The 17,870-nt window shown below is 70.2% G+C and carries 16 protein-coding genes and 1 riboswitch; of the genes, 13 read left to right on the top strand and 3 right to left on the bottom strand.

Features of this window, described 5'->3' with window-relative positions; genetic code table 11:
- Window positions 1–760: aminotransferase class V-fold PLP-dependent enzyme (locus G3I42_RS20650; RefSeq protein ID WP_164288021.1), on the bottom strand; the 760-nt coding region annotated here is incomplete at its 3' end.
- A gap of 445 nt (window positions 761–1,205) precedes the next feature.
- Between G3I42_RS20650 and coxB the strand changes: the two genes are divergently transcribed.
- The 4 genes from coxB to G3I42_RS20630 all read left to right on the top strand — a co-directional run bounded on the left by coxB (window position 1,206) and on the right by G3I42_RS20630 (window position 5,690).
- Window positions 1,206–2,171, top strand: a complete 966-nt coding sequence (gene coxB, locus G3I42_RS20645; protein ID WP_164288019.1) for a cytochrome c oxidase subunit II — start codon at window positions 1,206–1,208, stop codon at window positions 2,169–2,171.
- The gene (gene ctaD, locus G3I42_RS20640; protein ID WP_164288017.1) at window positions 2,168–3,904 is read left to right on the top strand and encodes a cytochrome c oxidase subunit I; all 1,737 of its coding nucleotides are present in this window, start codon (window positions 2,168–2,170) and stop codon (window positions 3,902–3,904) included. Before coxB ends, ctaD begins: the two co-directional genes overlap by 4 nt.
- Window positions 3,901–4,299, top strand: coding sequence for a cytochrome c oxidase subunit 4 (locus G3I42_RS20635; RefSeq protein ID WP_164288015.1), 399 nt, complete (start codon window positions 3,901–3,903; stop codon window positions 4,297–4,299). Before ctaD ends, G3I42_RS20635 begins: the two co-directional genes overlap by 4 nt.
- A gap of 131 nt (window positions 4,300–4,430) precedes the next feature.
- Window positions 4,431–5,690 carry an Ig-like domain-containing protein gene (locus G3I42_RS20630; RefSeq protein ID WP_164288013.1) on the top strand — a complete coding sequence of 420 codons (1,260 nt, stop codon included), beginning with the start codon at window positions 4,431–4,433 and terminating at the stop codon, window positions 5,688–5,690.
- A 101-nt stretch (window positions 5,691–5,791) separates the two neighbouring features.
- Here the strand turns inward: G3I42_RS20630 and G3I42_RS20625 are convergent, their stop codons facing one another.
- Window positions 5,792–6,193, bottom strand: coding sequence for a hypothetical protein (locus tag G3I42_RS20625; RefSeq protein WP_164288011.1), 402 nt, complete (start codon window positions 6,191–6,193; stop codon window positions 5,792–5,794).
- Window positions 6,194–6,368: 175 nt separating this feature from the next.
- Between G3I42_RS20625 and G3I42_RS20620 the strand changes: the two genes are divergently transcribed.
- From G3I42_RS20620 to G3I42_RS20595, 6 genes are all read left to right on the top strand, one after another.
- On the top strand, window positions 6,369–6,989 hold the full coding sequence (locus G3I42_RS20620; protein WP_164288009.1) for a heme-copper oxidase subunit III: 621 nt from the start codon (window positions 6,369–6,371) through the stop codon (window positions 6,987–6,989).
- Between the two features lie 62 nt (window positions 6,990–7,051).
- Complete coding sequence (locus G3I42_RS20615; protein WP_164288007.1) at window positions 7,052–7,861, top strand: c-type cytochrome; 810 nt, start codon at window positions 7,052–7,054, stop codon at window positions 7,859–7,861.
- Window positions 7,858–8,910 (top strand): Rieske 2Fe-2S domain-containing protein, encoded by a 1,053-nt coding sequence (locus G3I42_RS20610; protein ID WP_164288005.1) that lies wholly within the window; start codon window positions 7,858–7,860, stop codon window positions 8,908–8,910. Before G3I42_RS20615 ends, G3I42_RS20610 begins: the two co-directional genes overlap by 4 nt.
- Window positions 8,907–10,556 (top strand): cytochrome bc complex cytochrome b subunit, encoded by a 1,650-nt coding sequence (locus G3I42_RS20605; protein ID WP_164288003.1) that lies wholly within the window; start codon window positions 8,907–8,909, stop codon window positions 10,554–10,556. The genes G3I42_RS20610 and G3I42_RS20605 overlap by 4 nt, the downstream gene beginning before the upstream one ends.
- Before the next feature lie 167 nt (window positions 10,557–10,723).
- Entirely contained in the window at window positions 10,724–11,788 is a 1,065-nt protein-coding gene (trpD, locus tag G3I42_RS20600; protein ID WP_164288001.1) for an anthranilate phosphoribosyltransferase, read from the top strand.
- Window positions 11,789–11,880: 92 nt separating this feature from the next.
- Window positions 11,881–11,998: riboswitch (SAM riboswitch) on the top strand.
- A gap of 241 nt (window positions 11,999–12,239) precedes the next feature.
- Complete coding sequence (locus G3I42_RS20595; protein ID WP_164287999.1) at window positions 12,240–13,598, top strand: aminotransferase class V-fold PLP-dependent enzyme; 1,359 nt, start codon at window positions 12,240–12,242, stop codon at window positions 13,596–13,598.
- A gap of 75 nt (window positions 13,599–13,673) precedes the next feature.
- Here the strand turns inward: G3I42_RS20595 and G3I42_RS20590 are convergent, their stop codons facing one another.
- On the bottom strand, window positions 13,674–13,955 hold the full coding sequence (locus G3I42_RS20590; RefSeq protein ID WP_007828132.1) for an Lrp/AsnC ligand binding domain-containing protein: 282 nt from the start codon (window positions 13,953–13,955) through the stop codon (window positions 13,674–13,676).
- Window positions 13,956–14,097: 142 nt separating this feature from the next.
- Here G3I42_RS20590 and G3I42_RS20585 point away from each other — a divergent pair, with 142 nt between their 5' ends.
- The 3 genes from G3I42_RS20585 to G3I42_RS20575 all read left to right on the top strand — a co-directional run bounded on the left by G3I42_RS20585 (window position 14,098) and on the right by G3I42_RS20575 (window position 17,488).
- A complete protein-coding gene (locus G3I42_RS20585; RefSeq protein ID WP_164287997.1) occupies window positions 14,098–14,337 on the top strand; it encodes a hypothetical protein in 240 nt (79 codons plus the stop codon).
- 33 nt (window positions 14,338–14,370) lie between these two features.
- A complete protein-coding gene (locus G3I42_RS20580) occupies window positions 14,371–15,894 on the top strand; it encodes an NYN domain-containing protein (RefSeq protein ID WP_239096580.1) in 1,524 nt (507 codons plus the stop codon).
- A gap of 547 nt (window positions 15,895–16,441) precedes the next feature.
- Complete coding sequence (locus tag G3I42_RS20575; RefSeq protein WP_343244608.1) at window positions 16,442–17,488, top strand: NlpC/P60 family protein; 1,047 nt, start codon at window positions 16,442–16,444, stop codon at window positions 17,486–17,488.
- Window positions 17,489–17,870: the final 382 nt, after the last annotated feature.

The following is a 17,870-nucleotide window of genomic DNA, read 5'->3' as shown; positions in this document are numbered from 1 at the left end:
CCACCGCCTCGGCGCGCGCCGCGCGCAGCGAGGCCGCCGCGGCGACGATCGCGGGCAGGTTCTCGAAGCCCGGGGACCGGCCGTTCTCCCTCTCGTCGGCGGGCCCGGCGGGCGCGAAGCGCGTGCCCTTGCGCACGACGAGCAGCCCGACCCCCGCTGGACCGCCCCACTTGTGCGCGCTCGCCGCGAGCAGCGACCAGTCGCCCTCCACCGGCCCCCACAACAGCGACTGCGCCGCGTCCACGAACAGCGGCACCCCGGCGGCGCGGCACTCCTCGGCCACGTCCGCGACCGGCTGCACCGTCCCCACCTCGTGGTTCGCCGACTGGAGCGCGGCGAGCGCGGTGCCGGGACGCAGCGCCGCCGCGTACGCGCCCCGCTCGACGGCGCCCGTACGGGACACGCCGACCTCCGTCACCTCACCACCCGCACGTGTGTGCGCCTCGGCCGCGTGCAGGACGGAGGAGTGCTCGACCGCCGAGACCACGAGGTGCGTGCCCACGCGCCGCCGGCCCGCGAGCGCCCCGGCGAGCCCGGCGTGCACCGCGTGGGTGCCCGAGGGGGTGAAGACGAGTTCGTCCGGGCGGCAGCCCACCGCCTCGGCGGCGGCCTCGCGGGCCGCGTCCAGGAGCAGCCGGGCCCGCCGGCCCTCGCGGTAGAGCCGGGCCGGATCGGCCCAGCCCTCATCGAGCGCGGCGAGCAGCGCCTGCCGGGCGACCGGATGCAGCGGAGCGGCGGAGGCCACGTCGAAGTAGGGCACGCCATCACGCTATCGCTGGCCTGCACACGCCCCGGCCCCCGCCCCGCCCCCTACCCGCGCGAGGGTGCCGCCCCACCCCGTACCCGCGTGCCGCCCCGGTCCCCGTACGACAACCACACCGCCCCGCCGTCCCGCGTCCCCGACCATCCGTGCGACACGCCCGGCGCCGTGCTCCTTCTTTCCGGGGCTCTCTCCCGCACCCCCGTGCGACACGCCGGACCCGGTCGGGAGAAGGGGCGTCAGTTGGCCTGCGCGAGGGGCGATTCCACCCCTTCGGGGAGTGCTGCGGCGCGTTGGGGACCCTCCCCGCGCGACCCCAAATTGAGTCCAGTAGGGTTTGGTCCGCATAAACATCCAAACCCTGCCCGCCGCGGGGGCACGGCGACCGACCAGCGTGAAGGCCGCGTACGCCTCGGTGCGGGCGAGACTCTCGGGAAGGCGCTACGTGAGTCCCAACGGCTCCGACCGCTCGTCGCGGCGCCCGATGCGGCGGAAGCTGCCGCAGGTGCTGACTGCGGGCCTGATCCTGGTAACCGCTACAGGTTGCTCATACAAGGACTTCCCCCGCCTGGGTATGCCCACCCCCACCACGGAGGAGGCGCCGCGCATCCTTTCGCTGTGGCAGGGCTCCTGGGCGGCGGCCCTCGCCGTGGGTGTCCTCGTCTGGGGGCTGATCCTGTGGAGCGCGTTCTTCCACAGGCGCAGCCGCCACAAGATCGAGGTCCCCCGGCAGACCCGGTACAACATGCCTCTTGAGACGTTGTACACGGTTGTACCTCTGCTGATCGTCTCCGTCCTCTTCTACTTCGTCGCCCGCGACGAGTCGAAGCTCATGGACGTCTCGGACAAGCCGGCCCACACGGTGAACGTGGTCGGCTACCAGTGGAGCTGGGGCTTCAACTACATCGAGAACGTCGACGGGAACGACTCCACCGGCGATGCCGCGAAGTCCAAGGAACTGAAGGCGATTCCGGACCGTTTCGCCGAGGACTTCCCCAAGGGCGCCGAAGGCGTCTACATCGCCGGCACCCCCGCCGACCGGAACCCCCAGACCGGGAACCCGGGTCCGACCCTGTGGCTCCCCAAGGGCGAGAAGGTCCGTTTCGTCCTGACCTCGCGTGACGTCATCCACTCGTTCTGGGTGGTCCCCTTCCTCATGAAGCAGGACGTCATCCCGGGTCACACCAACGCCTTCGAGGTGACCCCCAACAAGGAGGGCACCTTCCTGGGCAAGTGCGCCGAACTCTGCGGCGTCGACCACTCCCGGATGCTCTTCAACGTCAAGGTCGTCTCCCCCGAGCGCTACGAGGCCCACCTCAAGCAGCTCGCGAAGGACGGCCAGACCGGTTACATCCCGGCCGGTATCGAGCAGTCGGGCCACGAGAAGAACCGGGAGACGAAGAACCTGTGAGTATCGACAACGACCCTCAGCGGGTCGCGACCGCGGAAGGGACGCTCGTCTCCGAGCCCCCCGTCCGCCGCCGCGCGCCCGGAAACGTCGTGGTCAAGTGGCTGACCTCCACCGACCACAAGACGATCGGCTCGCTCTACCTGATCACGTCGTTCATCTTCTTCTGCATCGGCGGTGTGCTCGCGCTCATCATGCGCGCCGAGCTCGCCAGGCCCGGTACGCAGCTGATCTCGAACGAGCAGTTCAACCAGGCGTTCACGATGCACGGCACGATCATGCTGCTGATGTTCGCGACGCCGCTGTTCTCCGGTTTCGCCAACTGGATCATGCCGCTCCAGATCGGTTCCCCCGATGTGGCCTTCCCGCGGCTGAACATGTTCGCGTACTGGCTGTACCTCTTCGGCTCGGTCATCGCGGTGGGCGGCTTCGTCACCCCGCAGGGTGCGGCCGACTTCGGGTGGTTCGCCTACTCGCCGCTCTCGGACGCGGTCCGCTCCCCGGGCGTCGGCGCCGACATGTGGATTCTCGGCCTGGCCCTCTCCGGCTTCGGCACGATCCTCGGCTCGGTCAACTTCATCACCACGATCATCTGCATGCGCGCACCCGGCATGACGATGTTCCGCATGCCGATCTTCACCTGGAACGTGCTGCTCACCGGTGTCCTGGTGCTGCTCGCCTTCCCGGTGCTCGCCGCGGCGCTCTTCGCACTCGAAGCGGACCGAAAATTCGGGGCGCACGTATTCGACGCGTCAAATGGCGGGGCATTGCTCTGGCAACACCTCTTCTGGTTCTTCGGACATCCAGAGGTGTACATCATCGCGCTGCCATTCTTCGGCATCATTTCCGAGGTCATTCCGGTCTTCGCGCGCAAGCCGATCTTCGGCTACGTGGGCCTCATCGGCGCGACCATCGCCATCGCCGGTCTCTCGGTGACGGTCTGGGCGCACCACATGTACGTGACCGGCGGGGTACTCCTCCCGTTCTTCTCCTTCATGACGTTCCTGATCGCCGTGCCAACAGGCGTGAAGTTCTTCAACTGGGTCGGAACGATGTGGAAGGGCTCCTTGTCCTTCGAGACACCGATGCTCTGGTCGATCGGCTTCCTGATCACCTTCCTCTTCGGCGGTCTCACCGGCGTCATCCTCGCGGCCCCGCCGCTGGACTTCCACGTCTCGGACTCGTACTTCGTCGTGGCGCACTTCCACTACGTGATCTTCGGTACCGTCGTCTTCGCGATGTTCGCCGGATTCCACTTCTGGTGGCCGAAGTTCACCGGCAAGATGCTCGACGAGCGGCTCGGGAAGATCACCTTCTGGACCCTCTTCGTCGGCTTCCACGGCACCTTCCTCGTCCAGCACTGGCTGGGCGCCGAGGGCATGCCGCGCCGCTACGCCGACTACCTGGCGGCCGACGGCTTCACCGCGCTGAACACGGTCTCGACCATCAGCTCCTTCCTGCTCGGCCTGTCGATCCTGCCGTTCTTCTACAACGTCTGGAAGACCGCCAAGTACGGCAAGAAGATCGAGGTGGACGACCCGTGGGGCTTCGGCCGCTCCCTGGAGTGGGCCACGTCCTGCCCGCCGCCGCGCCACAACTTCACCTCGCTGCCCCGTATCCGCAGTGAATCCCCGGCCTTCGACCTCCACCACCCGGAGATCGCGGCCCTCGACCAGCTGGAGAACGGCGACCAGCGCGACACCGCGCTCGTCGGCGGCAAGGAGGCCGGACGGTGAAGGTCCAGGGCAAGATGTTCATCTGGCTGAGCGTCTTCGTCCTCGCCATGGCGGTCGTCTATGGCGTGTGGTCGAAGGAGCCGGCCGGTACCACGGCACTCTTCCTCGCCTTCGGGCTCTGCATCATGATCGGTTACTACCTGGCGTTCACCGCCCGGCGGATCGATGCGGGCGCGCAGGACAACAAGGAGGCCGACGTCGCGGACGACGCCGGCGAGGTGGGCTTCTTCAGCCCGCACAGCTGGCAGCCGCTCGCCCTCGGCGTCGGCGGCGCGCTGGCCTTCCTCTCCGTGGCCGTCGGCTGGTGGCTGCTCTACTTCTCGGCCCCGATCGTCCTGATCGGCCTGCTCGGCTGGGTCTTCGAGTACTACCGCGGAGAAAACCAGAACCAGTAGCACAAGCCGCGTCAGGAGGGGCCCGGACACACCGCACGGTGTGTCCGGGCCCCTCTTTTCGCGCCGTCCGGGGCCACCCGAACAGCTCAGCCGACCGCGCTGAACGGGCGTCGGCTTCGTACGTTGAGGCCATGAGCCACACACCGCGAACCCGTACGGTACTGAGCTGCACTGTGCTGGTGGCCGCTCTTGGAGCCGGCCTCTCGGCCTGCGGCGGCGACGCCCGTGGAAACTCGTTGACCGCCCGGCCGTACGACGCTGCGGGGCACGTCACCTTCAACACGGCGGGCGCCGAACGCGTCGACCCGGACAAGCCGCTGGAGGTGACCAGCAAGGACAAGGACAGCCGGATCACCGACGTCACCGCCACCGACGGCCTCGGCCGCCAGGTCGCGGGCGCCCTCTCCGCCGACGGAACCCGCTGGCACTCGACAGGACCCCTCGCCGCCGCCGCCGACTACACGGTGCGCGTCGCCACCGAGAACCGTGACGGCGCGCCCGGCCTCAAGACCCTCCGCTTCCACACCGCCGACGCCGGCAAGAACCGCCTCAAGGTGACCTTCGGCCCCAAGGCCGGCACCTACGGGGTCGGGCAGCCGATCACCGCCGAGCTGAGCGCCCCGGTCAAGGACAAGGCGGCCCGCGCCGTCGTCGAACGCTCCCTCAAGGTCCGCTCCTCCGAGAACGTCGAGGGCGCCTGGTACTGGGTGGACTCCAAGGAACTCCACTACCGGCCGCGTACCTACTGGCCCGCGCACTCCACGGTGGACGTGAGCGCGAACCTCAACGGCGTGAAGGTCACCGACACCCTGCGCGGCGCGGACGCGAAGCCGCTCTCCCTCACCTTCGGCGACCGCGTCGAGGCGCTCGTCGACTCCGGCAGCCACCACATGACGGTGCGCAAGAACGGCGAGGAGATAAAAACCTTGCCGGTGACCACCGGCAAGCCGGGCTTCTCGACCCGCAACGGGATCAAGGTGATCCTGGGCAAGGAGTCCTTCGTCCGGATGCGCAGCGGCAGCGTCGGCATCGCCGCGGGCAGCTCGGACTCCTACGACCTGCCCGTCTACTGGGCCACCCGGGTGACCTGGAGCGGTGAATACGTGCACGCCGCGCCGTGGTCGGTCGGCTCCCAGGGCTCCGCGAACACGAGCCACGGGTGCGTGGGGATGAGCACGGGGAACGCGCACTGGTTCTTCGACACCGTGCGCGAGGGGGACATCGTGCGGGTCGTCAACAGCGAGGGCGAGGACATGGCCCCGTTCGGGAACGGGTTCGGGGACTGGAACCTGAGCTGGGCCAAGTGGGAGGAAGGCAGCGCGGTGACCGGGAGCGGGCACAACACGGCTCCCGGCGGGGTGGAGCAGGCGCGGCTGCGGCCGCAGCTGTAATCACCCGGGGGAGTGAAATCCCCGTGGCCCTCCCCGCGCCCGTGTGGTGCGGGGAGGGCCTTCTGCGGGGGTTCGCGGGGCTCCGCCCCGCGCCCCGCTCCTCACACGCCGGAGAGGCTGTTCTTCCCCAGCAGACCCGCCAGCGCTCCCGCGAACTCCACCGGGTCCACCGGAAGGGTGACGGCGGCCTCGGCGCGGCTCCAGGTGGCGAGCCAGGCGTCCTGCGGGCGGCCCATCAGGAGCAGGACCGGGGGGCAGCGGAAGATCTCGTCCTTGATCTGGCGGCAGACGCCCATACCCCCCGCGGGAGCCGTCTCGCCGTCCAGGACGCACACGTCGATGCCGCCGCGCTCCAGTTCCTTCAGTACGGCCGGGAGCGTCGCGCACTCCACGAACTGCACCTCGGGCGCGTCGGGGGCGGGCCTGCGACCGGTGGCGAGCCGTACCTGGGTGCGGGTTTCGGCGTTGTCGCTGTAGATCAGCACGGTAGCGATCGGCTGCATTTCTCCTCCTGGCCTCGGGTGTGACCGGGTCCCCGGTGGGCCGGATGCTACTCCGTCCGACTGCCCGTCAACACCGCTGCGAACAGCTCAACGATGGGCCGTTCGGGCCCGGCACAGAGGGCGGACACACCGAACGGCACCCCCGGGAGTGAGGGCGGGATAAGCGACCGACATAATGTCGGTCGTGGCGACAGCAACGACAGTAGAAACCGGGCCCGCGCACCCGTCGGTCAACAGGCCGAACCTCACCAGCGTCGGAACCATCATCTGGCTGAGTTCCGAGCTGATGTTCTTCGCGGCCCTCTTCGCGATGTACTTCACCCTGCGATCGGTGACCGGACCGGATCACTGGAAGGAAATGGCGGATGCCCTGAACGTTCCGTTCTCGGGTACCAACACCGCCATCCTGGTGGCCTCCTCCCTCACGTGCCAGCTCGGCGTCTTCGCCGCTGAGCGCGGTGATGTGAAGAAGCTCCGCACGTGGTTCTCGATCACCTTCGTGATGGGTGCGATCTTCATCGGAGGTCAGATCTTCGAATACACGAGCCTGGTCAAGGAAGAGGGCCTTTCGCTCTCCTCCGACCCCTACGGTTCCGTCTTCTACCTCACGACCGGATTCCACGGACTGCACGTGACGGGCGGCCTCATCGCCTTCCTCCTGGTCCTGGGCCGGACGTACGCGGCCAAGAGGTTCACACATCACCAGGCCACTGCGGCCATCGTCGTGTCCTACTACTGGCACTTCGTCGATGTTGTCTGGATCGGCCTCTTCGCCACGATCTACCTGATCAAGTAATCCGGGCGAGAAGCCCACATCCAGTAGCACCGACGCAGAAGATCCTGACACCGGGGTAATCCGTGAAAAAGCTCTCCGTACGACGACGCCATCCGCTGGCGGCGGTCGTCGTCCTACTCCTCGCGCTGGCGGCCACCGGGGGGCTGTACGCCGCGTTCGCGCCTGCGGACAAGGCACAGGCTGAGGAAACAGCCCAGTCCCTGAAGATCGACGAGGGCAAGAAGCTCTACGACGTCGGCTGCGCCAGTTGCCACGGAACCGGTGGACAGGGCAGCAGCGACGGCCCGAGCCTCGTCGGCGTGGGCGCCGCGGCCGTCGACTTCCAGGTCGGCACCGGCCGCATGCCGCTCCAGCAGCAGGGCGCCCAGGCGCCCCGCAAGAAGGCCATCTACTCCGAGAGCGAGATCGACCAGCTCGCGAGCTACGTCGCCTCGCTCGGCGCCGGTCCCGAGGTGCCGACCAAGAACCAGTACGACCCCGCCGGGTCGGACAGCGCCAAGGGCGGCGAGCTCTTCCGTACCAACTGCGCGCAGTGTCACAACTTCACCGGTGAGGGCGGCGCGCTGACGCACGGCAAGTTCGCTCCCTCGCTCGAGGGCGTCGACCCGAAGCACCTCTACGAGGCCATGCAGACCGGCCCGCAGAACATGCCCTCCTTCCCCGACACCACGATGCCGGAGAAGCAGAAGAAGCAGATCATCGCTTACGTGCGTGACATCAACGGGGACAAGGCCACCAACCCCGGTGGCCTCAGCCTCGGAGGTCTCGGTCCCGTCAGTGAGGGTCTCTTCGCCTGGGTCTTCGGGCTCGGTGCGATGATCGCCGTCGCCACGTGGGTCGCCGTCCGGACCGCAAAGGCCAAGAAGTCATGAGCAGCCAAGACAATCCCGAAGAGAACCTGCCCGCCGGGCAGGGCGCCGAGGAGCACTCGGCCGAGCTGGCGAAGAACCCCTTCGCCGACCCGGGGCTGCCGCCCCACGAGCACCGCATCCAGGACCTGGACGAGCGGGCCGCCAAGCGCAGCGAGCGCGTGGTCGCCTTCCTCTTCACCCTGTCGATGCTCGCGACGGCCGGCTTCATCGCCTCGTACGTGATCTTCAAGCCCCGCAAGATCGTCTACATCTGGCCCTTCGGGCACGTCAGCGCGCTGAACTTCTCGCTCGGCCTGACCCTGGGTCTCGCGCTGTTCTGCATCGGCGCGGGCGCAGTCCACTGGGCGCGCACCCTGATGTCGGACGTCGAGCTGGTCGACGAGCGGCACGAGATCGAGGCTTCGGCCGACACCAAGGCGAAGGTCCTCGCGGACTTCAAGCAGGGCGCCAAGGAGTCCGCCTTCGGACGGCGCAAGCTGATCCGCAACTCGATGTTCGGCGCGCTCGCCCTCGTACCGCTCTCCGGCGTCGTGCTGCTGCGCGACCTCGGCCCGCTGCCCGAGAAGAAGCTCCGCTCCACGAAGTGGAAAAAGGGCTCGGTCATCGTCAACATGAACACCAACGAGCCGCTGCGTCCCGAGGACGTCATCACCGGTTCGCTGACGTTCGCCAAGCCCGAGGGCCTGGAGGAGACGGACCACGACTTCCAGAACCAGATCGCCAAGGCCGCCCTGATGATCATCCGGATCGCTCCGGAGAACATCAAGGACAAGCGCGAGCTGGACTGGTCGCACCAGGGCATCGTCGCGTACTCCAAGATCTGCACCCACGTCGGTTGCCCGATCAGCCTGTACGAGCAGCAGACGCACCACGTCCTCTGCCCGTGCCACCAGTCCACCTTCGACCTCTCCGACGGCGCCCGAGTGATCTTCGGCCCGGCCGGTCACCCGCTGCCGCAGCTGCGGATCGGTGTGAACGACGAGGGTTACCTCGAAGCGCTCGGCGACTTCGACGAGCCCGTCGGTCCTGCCTTCTGGGAGCGCGGATGAGCACCGAGACCACACACGCACCCGGCGCGGACGCGCCGGACCGCGGAAAAGCCCCGGCCGGCGAACGCGTCGCCGACTGGGCCGATGGCCGCCTCGGCGTCTACGGCCTGGCCAAGACCTACATGCGGAAGGTCTTCCCGGACCACCCGAGCTTCATGCTCGGCGAGATCTGCATGTACAGCTTCATCATCATCATCCTCACGGGTGTGTACCTGACGCTGTTCTTCCACCCGAGCATGAACGAGGTGGAGTACCACGGGCCCTACGCGCCCATGCAGGGTCAGCTCATGTCGGAGGCGTTCTCCTCCACGCTGAAGATCAGCTTCGAGGTCCGCGGCGGTCTGCTCATCCGGCAGATCCACCACTGGGCCGCGCTCATCTTCCTCGCCGGCATGTTCGTGCACATGATGCGCGTCTTCTTCACGGGCGCCTTCCGCAAGCCCCGCGAGATCAACTGGCTGTTCGGCTTCCTGCTCTTCGCCCTGGGCATGTTCACCGGGTTCACCGGTTACTCGCTCCCGGACGACCTGCTCTCCGGCACCGGTGTCCGCTTCACGCAGGGCGCGATCCTGTCCGTGCCGATCGTCGGTACGTACATCTCGATGTTCCTGTTCGGCGGGGAGTTCCCCGGCGGCGACTTCGTCGCCCGGTTCTACTCGATCCACATCCTGCTGCTGCCCGGCATCATGCTGGGCCTCCTGGTGGGCCACCTGATCCTGGTCTTCTACCACAAGCACACGCAGTACGCGGGTCCCGGACGGACCGAGAAGAACGTCATCGGCATGCCGATCTTCCCGGTGTACATGGCGAAGGCGGGCGGGTTCTTCTTCCTCGTCTTCGGCGTCATCGCGGCCATCGCGGGCATCGCGACGATCAACCCGATCTGGGCGATCGGCCCGTACCGGCCCGACCAGGTGTCCACCGGCGCGCAACCCGACTGGTACATGGGCTTCGCCGAAGGGCTCATCCGTGTCATGCCCGGCTGGGAGATCAACCTGTGGGGCCACACGCTGGTCCTCGGGGTCTTCATCCCGCTGGTGGTCTTCGGTCTCGTCCTCGGCGCGATGGCGGTCTACCCGTTCATCGAGTCCTGGGTCACCGGGGACAAGCGCGAGCACCACATCCTGGACCGCCCGCGCAACGCCCCGGTCCGTACGGGCCTCGGCGTCGCCTGGATGACGATGTACTTCATCACCCTCGTCGGCGGTGGCAACGACCTGTGGGCCACCCACTTCCACCTGTCGCTCAACGCGATCAGCTGGTTCGTGCGGATCGGCTTCTTCGTCGGCCCGGTCGTCGCGTTCATCATCACGAAGCGCATCTGCCTCGGCCTCCAGCGCCGCGACAAGGAGAAGGTGCTGCACGGGCGCGAGTCCGGCATCATCAAGCGCCTGCCGCACGGCGAGTTCATCGAGGTGCACGAGCCGCTCAGCGCCGAGCAGCGCTACACGCTCACCGCGCACGAGCAGGTCAAGCCCTTCGAGATCGGTGAGACCACCGACGAGAACGGCGTCAAGCGCAAGGTCTCCGGCGCGGAGAAGCTCCGCTCCAAGCTCTCCAAGGGCTACTACGGCGACGGGACCCAGATCCCGAAGCCGACGGAGGAGGAGTACAAGGAGATCACGAGCGGCCACGGCCACCACTGATCCCCGCACTGTCACGCGACACGCCACCTGAGGGCCCCGCCCCGTCCCACCTTCCCGGTGGGCGGACGGGGCCCTTCGCGCTGCCCGCCCGCCGATAGGGTGGGGGACGACGAAACGGCGGCCGGCGCGCTGCGTCCCCGCCCCGTACCCACACCCCAGGAGCGGCCATGAGCGCTGTGCACCCCGTCGGAGGCGATACCGCGGCGGCCCGCTCCTGGCCGGCCGTACTCGACGGACTCCTCTCCGGCCGTGACCAGTCCGCGGCCGACACCGCCTGGGCGATGGACCGCATCATGCGGGGCGAGGCCACGGACGCGCAGATCGCCGGCTTCGCCGTGGCCCTGCGCGCCAAGGGCGAGACCGTCGAGGAGATCAGCGGCATCGTCGAGGCGATGTACGCGCACGCCCGCACCGTCGAGGTGCCGGGCGAGACCGTCGACATCGTCGGGACGGGCGGGGACGGGGCCAAGACGGTCAACATCTCCACGATGTCCGCCGTCGTCGTCGCCGGCACGGGGGCGAAGGTCGTCAAGCACGGCAACCGCGCCGCCTCCTCCGCCTCCGGGGCCTCCGACGTCCTGGAGAAGCTCGGCGTGAACCTGGAGCTGAGCCCGGAAGGGGTCGCGCGGGTCGCCGAGGAGGCCGGGATCACCTTCTGCTTCGCGGTGAAGTTCCACCCGGCGCTGCGGTACGTCGCGGCGGCGCGCGGTGAGCTGGGCATCCGGACGACGTTCAACTTCCTCGGCCCGCTCACCAACCCGGCGCGGGTCCGGGCCCAGGCCACCGGGGTCGCCGACGCCCGGATGGCGCCGATCATGGCGGGGGTGCTCGCCGCGCGCGGCTCCTCCGCGCTCGTCTTCCGCGGCGACGACGGCCTCGACGAGCTCACGACGGCGGCGACCTCGCGGGTGTGGACCGTCCAGGACGGCACGGTCCGCGAGGAGAGCTTCGACCCGCGCGACGTCGGCCTCGCCCTCTCCCCGGTCTCGGCCCTGCGCGGCGGCGACGCCTCGCACAACGCGGAGGTGGCCCGCCGTCTCTTCGCGGGCGAGCGCGGGCCGGTCCGCGACGCGGTGCTCCTCAACTCGGCGGCGGCCCTGGCGGCGCTCCACCCGAGCGGGGAGCCCCTGACGGACCGGATCGGCGCGGGCATGGCCCGGGCGGCCGAGTCGCTGGACTCGGGCGCGGCGCAGGCGGCGCTGGAGCGGTGGGTCCGGGCCAGCAACGCCTAAATACCCGGGGGTGACAGGGAGACCTGTCACCCCCGTTTCGCAATGTGGAACCCCCTGGGCCCGGCCCGGGACCCTGTGGCAGGATGCTGGCAGGTCATGAGTGACAGCGACTACGGCCCCGGCCTGCTGTCCGGCAACCCTCCGTCCGTGGCGGGGTGCCCCGGGTGAAGACCTGGCCGCAGGCAGCGAGGTCTGCGGCAAGCGCGGACCCCTCCGCGCCCGACAGGGGCGTTGGCACACCTCCCTTTCGCGGCGTCAGGCACCAGGGGTCCTGGTCGTCGAGGGAGCGGATTTCCGTGAGCAAGCGAATGTCGTAGGGCGCACACCCTTCAGCACGTCAGGGTGCGGCGCCCTTCGCCGTCACACGTCGCCGGGCACGTCGTAGCGCCCGGACCCCCAGCCTTCGCAGCTCGCCTTCCGCTGCCCTCCGTCTCACGTACGGGAGTTCGCCATGTCCGTTTCCGCCGCCTCCGCCTCCGCTTCCCCCGTCACCCCCGCCGCGCCGCTGCCCGTGCTCGGCCGCGAGGTGCGCGTCCCGCTCGTCACCGGGGGCGAGGTCGAGTACGCCGCACTCGACTACGCCGCGAGCGCCCCCGCCCTGGAGCGCGTCTGGAACGACGTCGCCGCCTACGCCCCGTACTACGGCAGCGTGCACCGCGGCGCCGGTTACCTCTCGCAGCTCTCCACCGAGCTGTTCGAGACCGCCCGCGCCGACGTCGCCGCCTTCCTCGGCTGCCGCGCGGACGACGAGCTCGTCTTCACGCGCTCCACGACCGACTCGCTCAACCTCCTCGCCGCCGCGCTGCCCGAGGGGTGCGAGGTGTACGTCTTCGAGACCGAGCACCACGCCTCGCTGCTGCCCTGGCGCACCGCCGCCGTGACGCACCTCGACGCCCCGCGCAGCCCCGCCGAGGCCGTCGCGACGCTGGAGAGCGCGCTGAAGGCGCGGACCGGCACGGGCGCCGCGCTCGTGTGCGTCACGGGGGCGTCCAACGTGACGGGCGAGCTGTGGCCCGTCGCCGAGCTGGCCCGCGTCGCGCACGCGCACGGCGCGCGGATCGTCCTCGACGCCGCGCAGCTCGCCCCGCACCACCCCGTCTCGATCGGCGAACTGGACGTGGACTGGGTCGCCTTCTCGGGCCACAAGCTGTACGCGCCCTTCGGCGCCGGGGTCCTCGCGGGCCGCGCGGACTGGCTGGAGGACGCCGAGCCGTACCTCGCGGGCGGCGGCGCGAGCCGCGCGGTGAGCAGGCGCGCGGACGGCGGCGTGGACGTCGAGTGGCACACGGGCGCCGCGCGCCACGAGGCGGGTTCGCCGAACGTCATCGGCGCCTACGCGATCGCCTCCGCCTGCAAGGCCCTCACGGAGGCCGGTTTCGACGCGCTCGTCGCGCGCGAGCAGCAGCTCGTGGCCCGCGTACGGGACGGGCTCGCCGCGATCGAGGGCGTCCGCGTCCTCGGGCTCTTCGGCCCGGAGGCCGAGCGGGTCGGCGTGCTCTCCTTCGTCGTGAGCGGCTGGAACAGCTCGCACCTCGCGGCGGCGCTCTCGGCCGAGTACGGGATCGGGGTCCGCGACGGGCTCTTCTGCGCCCACCCGCTGGTGCGCACGCTGCTCGGCGCGGACGCCGGGGCGCCCGGCGAGTGCGGGGCGCCCGAGGGCGGCTCGCTCAACGCGGTGCGGGTCAGCTTCGGCGCCGGGACGCCCGACGAGCACGTCGAGCGCTTCCTGGGCGCGGTGCGCGAACTGGTCGAGCAGGGCGCGCGCTGGACGTACCGGACCGAGGGCGGGCGCTGCGTGCCCGCGGTCTGAGCGGGACGCACGGGAGGGGCGCCGGTCCCGTGACCGGCGCCCCTCCCTCGTACGTCGCCTGGCGCGAACCCGGGCTCAGGAATCGAGACCGATCGCGAAGGCCGCCTCCAGGTCGTGCTGCGAGTACGTGCGGAAGGCCACGTGCGTGTCGGTCGCGGCGACACCGGGGATCTTGCTGATCCGGTTCGGGATGATCTCGGCCAGGTCCTCGTGGCGGCCGACGCGGACCATCGCGATGAGGTCGTAGGAGCCGGTGACCGAGAAGACCTCGCTCACGCTGTCCAGCGCGGCGATGGACTCGGCGATCTCCGGGATTCGGTCGACGCTGGTCTTGATGAGCACGATCGCGGTGATCACGGCTGTGGGTCCCTTCGCTGTCCTGGTGGGCCCACTTTAGTCCGGGCCTCCGTCCCCGCCGCGCGGTCCCGTGCACAGGCCGTAGGGTTACGGGCAGCATAAGCAGCCTTTACCGAGTACGAGGAAGGAAGCGAAGCGGACGATGACCGTTCCCCTGCCCACGGAGACCACGCGCTGGCGCTGCACCCTGTGCGGCAACCTCACCAGGTTCGACGTGAGCCGGTCGTCGAAGGTCGTCGAGTACGTCCACCTCGACCTCGCCGGGAAACCGAACGTCGAGGAGCGCGACGTCGTGAGTGAGACGATCGACTCGGTCCGCTGCCGCTGGTGCAACGCGGTGGACCAGATCGAACTGGTGGACAGGCCGGGGCCGGCCGCCTGAGAGCCGGCCCGCGCGAGCGAGTGGGGTGAGGACATGGTGGAGGAAGCGAACGCCGAGCCCGCCGGTGCGCCCCACGGCGCGGAGCGGGACGGTCACGAGGACGGCGCCCGCGAGGACGGCGCCCACGAGGGCGCGGGGCAGCCGGCCGACGAGAGCGGGCACGCCTACGAGGCACGGGGGCACGAGGCGGGCGGCGGCCACGGGGCCCCGGGGCACGAGGTGCGCGGACACGACGGCGAGCGGGCCGGGGAGGTGCTGGAAGGGCCCTTGCCCGAAGGTGTCCGGCACCGGGTCGTGCGGTACGTGGCGACCTGTTTCGGCGGCCTCACCGTCGCCGAACTCCCCGCGCAGCTGCGGCAGTACGCGCGGTTCACGCCGAGCAGGCGGCTCAAGTACGCGGGCAACGCGATGGCCGCGGCCGTCGAGAACGACTCCGCCTTCCGCGCCCGGGTCGCCGAGCGGCTGTGCGCCGCGCAGCCGGAGCTGTGCGCGGCGCTGAACGAGGGCACCCCGCCGCCCGCCGCCGACCCCGTGGACGTCGCCGCCGTCGCCTACCTGCTGCGGCCCCCGGGCTGGCTCAAACTCGTCGCCGCCGCCGGTGAGGAGGCCCAGCGGGCCGGGGCCGAGCGGATGGACGAGGCGGCCAGGGAAGAACTGGACCGGCTGCGCGCGGAGCGCGACGAGGCGCGCGAGCGCGGGCGGGCGGACAGCGAGCGGCTGCGCGGCGAGGTCGAGGGACTGCGCCGCGAGAGCGACGCGGTACGGCGCAAGCTGCGGGCAGCCCAGAGCGACATCAAGCGCGGCGAGGCCGCGCTGCGCAAGGAGCAGGAGCGGGCCGAGGCCCAGCGTGCCGAGCTCCAGGCCCAGTTGAGCGCGGCCGAGAGCGAGACGCGACGGGTGCGGGCGCGGCTCGGCGAGGTCGAGGCGGCCCTGGAGGCGAGCCGGAAGGCGACGCGCGAGGGGCGCAGCGTCGAGGACATGCGGCTGCGGCTGCTGCTCGACACGGTGCTCGACGCGGCGCAGGGGCTGCGTCGCGAACTCGCGCTGCCACCCGTCTCCGTACGGCCCGCGGAGACCGTGGACGCGCGCGAACCGGCGAAGTTCAGCCCCAAGGACATCGCGGCCCGCGCACTCGCCGAGGACGATCCGGCGATCCTCGACCAACTGCTCGCGCTGCCGCAGGCGCACCTCGTCGTGGACGGGTACAACGTCACGAAGACCGGTTATCCGATGATGCCGCTGGAGAAGCAGCGGCTGCGGCTGCTCGGCGGGCTCTCGCAGCTCGCGGCGCAGAGCGGGGCCGAGGTGACGTGCGTCTTCGACGGGGCCGAACTCGCGGCGCCCGTACTGCTCGCGCCGCCGCGCGGGGTGCGGGTGCTGTTCAGCAAGGCCGGGGTGACGGCGGACGAGCTGATCCGGCAGCTGGTGCGGGCGGAGCCGGTGGGGCGGCCGGTGGTCGTCGTGTCCACGGACAAGGAAGTGGCGGACGGGATCGCGAAGGCGGGGGCGCGGCCGGTGCCGAGTGTGATGCTGCTGAAGCGGTTGTCGCGGGGGTGACCTCGCGGGGCTCCGCCCCGGACCCCGGTTTCGGGGCTCCGCCCCGCGCCCCGATTCGGGGCTCCGCCCCGGACCCCGCTCCTCAATCGCCGGAGGGGCTGGTTATGGGGGCTGAGGGGGCTGGTTATGGGGGCTGAGGGGGCTGGTTATGGGGGCTGAGGGGGCTGGTTAGGGGCGGGGCCGGAGGGGCTGGTGATGGGCGGAGCCGGAGGGGCTGGGAAATGCCGCGGGGGCGGTCGCGAACACATGTGCCCGGTATGGCTGTTGCGGCTTGCTTCGTATGATCTGTGACCGACGCGTTATCTGGTGTGCTTCGTGGGGCTTGGGGCGCGACGCTCGGTCAGTTCTCCGTCACCGCAGGTGGCTTACGGGTAAAGAAACCCCGGAGTCGCGGGTTTTTACCGGTGAGGATTTGAACTGATCACAGGAAGGTCACTACTGTCGGCCCGAACTCTCGCTCGGTTGATCACCCATCCGGGGTGGCGGTGAGAGGGCACCGCCCACCGGTGGATCGGTAGGCGGCTGGAGGAAGAAGGAGCTCGCCTTCGTGGCGTCCCACCGTCGACCGAAGCAGCCGAGCCGCGCCCGCGTGACCGTGCTCACCGCGACCGCCGCTGCTGCCGTGGCCCTCACTTCGCAGGCTGCGCACGCAGATCCCAAGCCCACCAAGTCCGAGGTGAAGTCGAAGGTCGACAAGCTCTACGACGAAGCGGAGCAGGCGACCGAGAAGCTCAACGGGGCCACCGAGAAGCAGAAGAAGCTGGAGAAGGAGGTCGACGCCATCCAGGACAAGGTGGCGCGCGGCCAGGACGAGCTGAACGAGCAGCGCCAGTCCCTCGGGGCCGTCGCCGCCGCCCAGTACCGTTCCGGCGGCATCGACCCCTCCGTGCAGCTCTTCCTCTCCGCCGACCCGGACTCCTTCCTCCAGCAGGCCGGCGCCCTCGACCAGCTCAGCGCGCAGCAGACGCAGCAGCTCAAGCAGATCCAGGCCAAGCAGCGCAAGCTCGCCCAGGAGCGCAAGGAGGCCGCCGACAAGCTCGCCGACCTCGCCGACACGCGCAAGGAACTGGGCAAGAAGAAGAGCGAGGTCAAGGCCAAGCTCGCCGAGGCGCAGCGCATCCTCAACTCGATGACGGCCGCCGAGAAGGCCGCGATGCAGGCGGAGCAGGACCGCGCCAACCGCGCCAGCGCGCGCACCGCGCTCACCTCGGCCCCCGGCACCGTCGCCAACCCCGGCAAGGGCTCGGGCATGGCGGGCGCGGCCTTCTCCGCCGCCCAGTCGCAGCTCGGCAAGCCGTACGTCTTCGGCGCCACCGGCCCCAGCTCCTACGACTGCTCGGGCCTCACCTCCTGGGCCTACCGGCAGGCCGGGGTCTCGCTGCCCCGCACCTCGCAGGCGCAGGCGAACGCCGGGACGCGCATCTACTCGCAGAGCCAGCTCCAGGTCGGCGACCTCGTGCTCTTCTACGGCGACCTGCACCACATCGGCCTCTACGCGGGCAACGGCCAGGTGCTGCACGCCCCGCGCACCGGCACCGTCGTGCGCTACGAGGCGATCGGCAACATGCCCTTCCAGTTCGGCGTCCGCGTCTGAAGCGCGCAAGGCCGTAACGGCGTTCACCGGAGCCCCGGGAAGCATCCGCTTCCCGGGGCTCCGTCGTGTCCCGTACCGGCCGCGCCACACCCGCCCGATCGGGGGAATCCCGCGCCCCCGTGCTGACCCCAGGGACCCGCTGTGACCTGCGTGGGGGCGGTGGAAGGCGGACGAACTCGCCCAAAGCGTACGTCCGTCGGTCGTTGGTCCGCGCCCCGGCGTCCGGCTACTGTCGGCCCGCGTTCCGGCACAGCGGCCGGGTCCTCGGCCCGGCGCGCGTGTCCGGGGCCCGCCCCGACGCACCGGGCGCCCGCGCCCGTGCCCCAGCGAAAGGACAGCGAACGCCGTGGCGTCTCACCGCCGTTCCCTCTCCACCGGGCGC

Source organism: Streptomyces sp. SID11385 (assembly GCF_010548245.1).
Lineage (GTDB): Bacteria > Actinomycetota > Actinomycetes > Streptomycetales > Streptomycetaceae > Streptomyces.
Note: the sequence above shows the minus strand (reverse complement) of the source record. Positions and strands in the feature narration are given on the sequence as shown.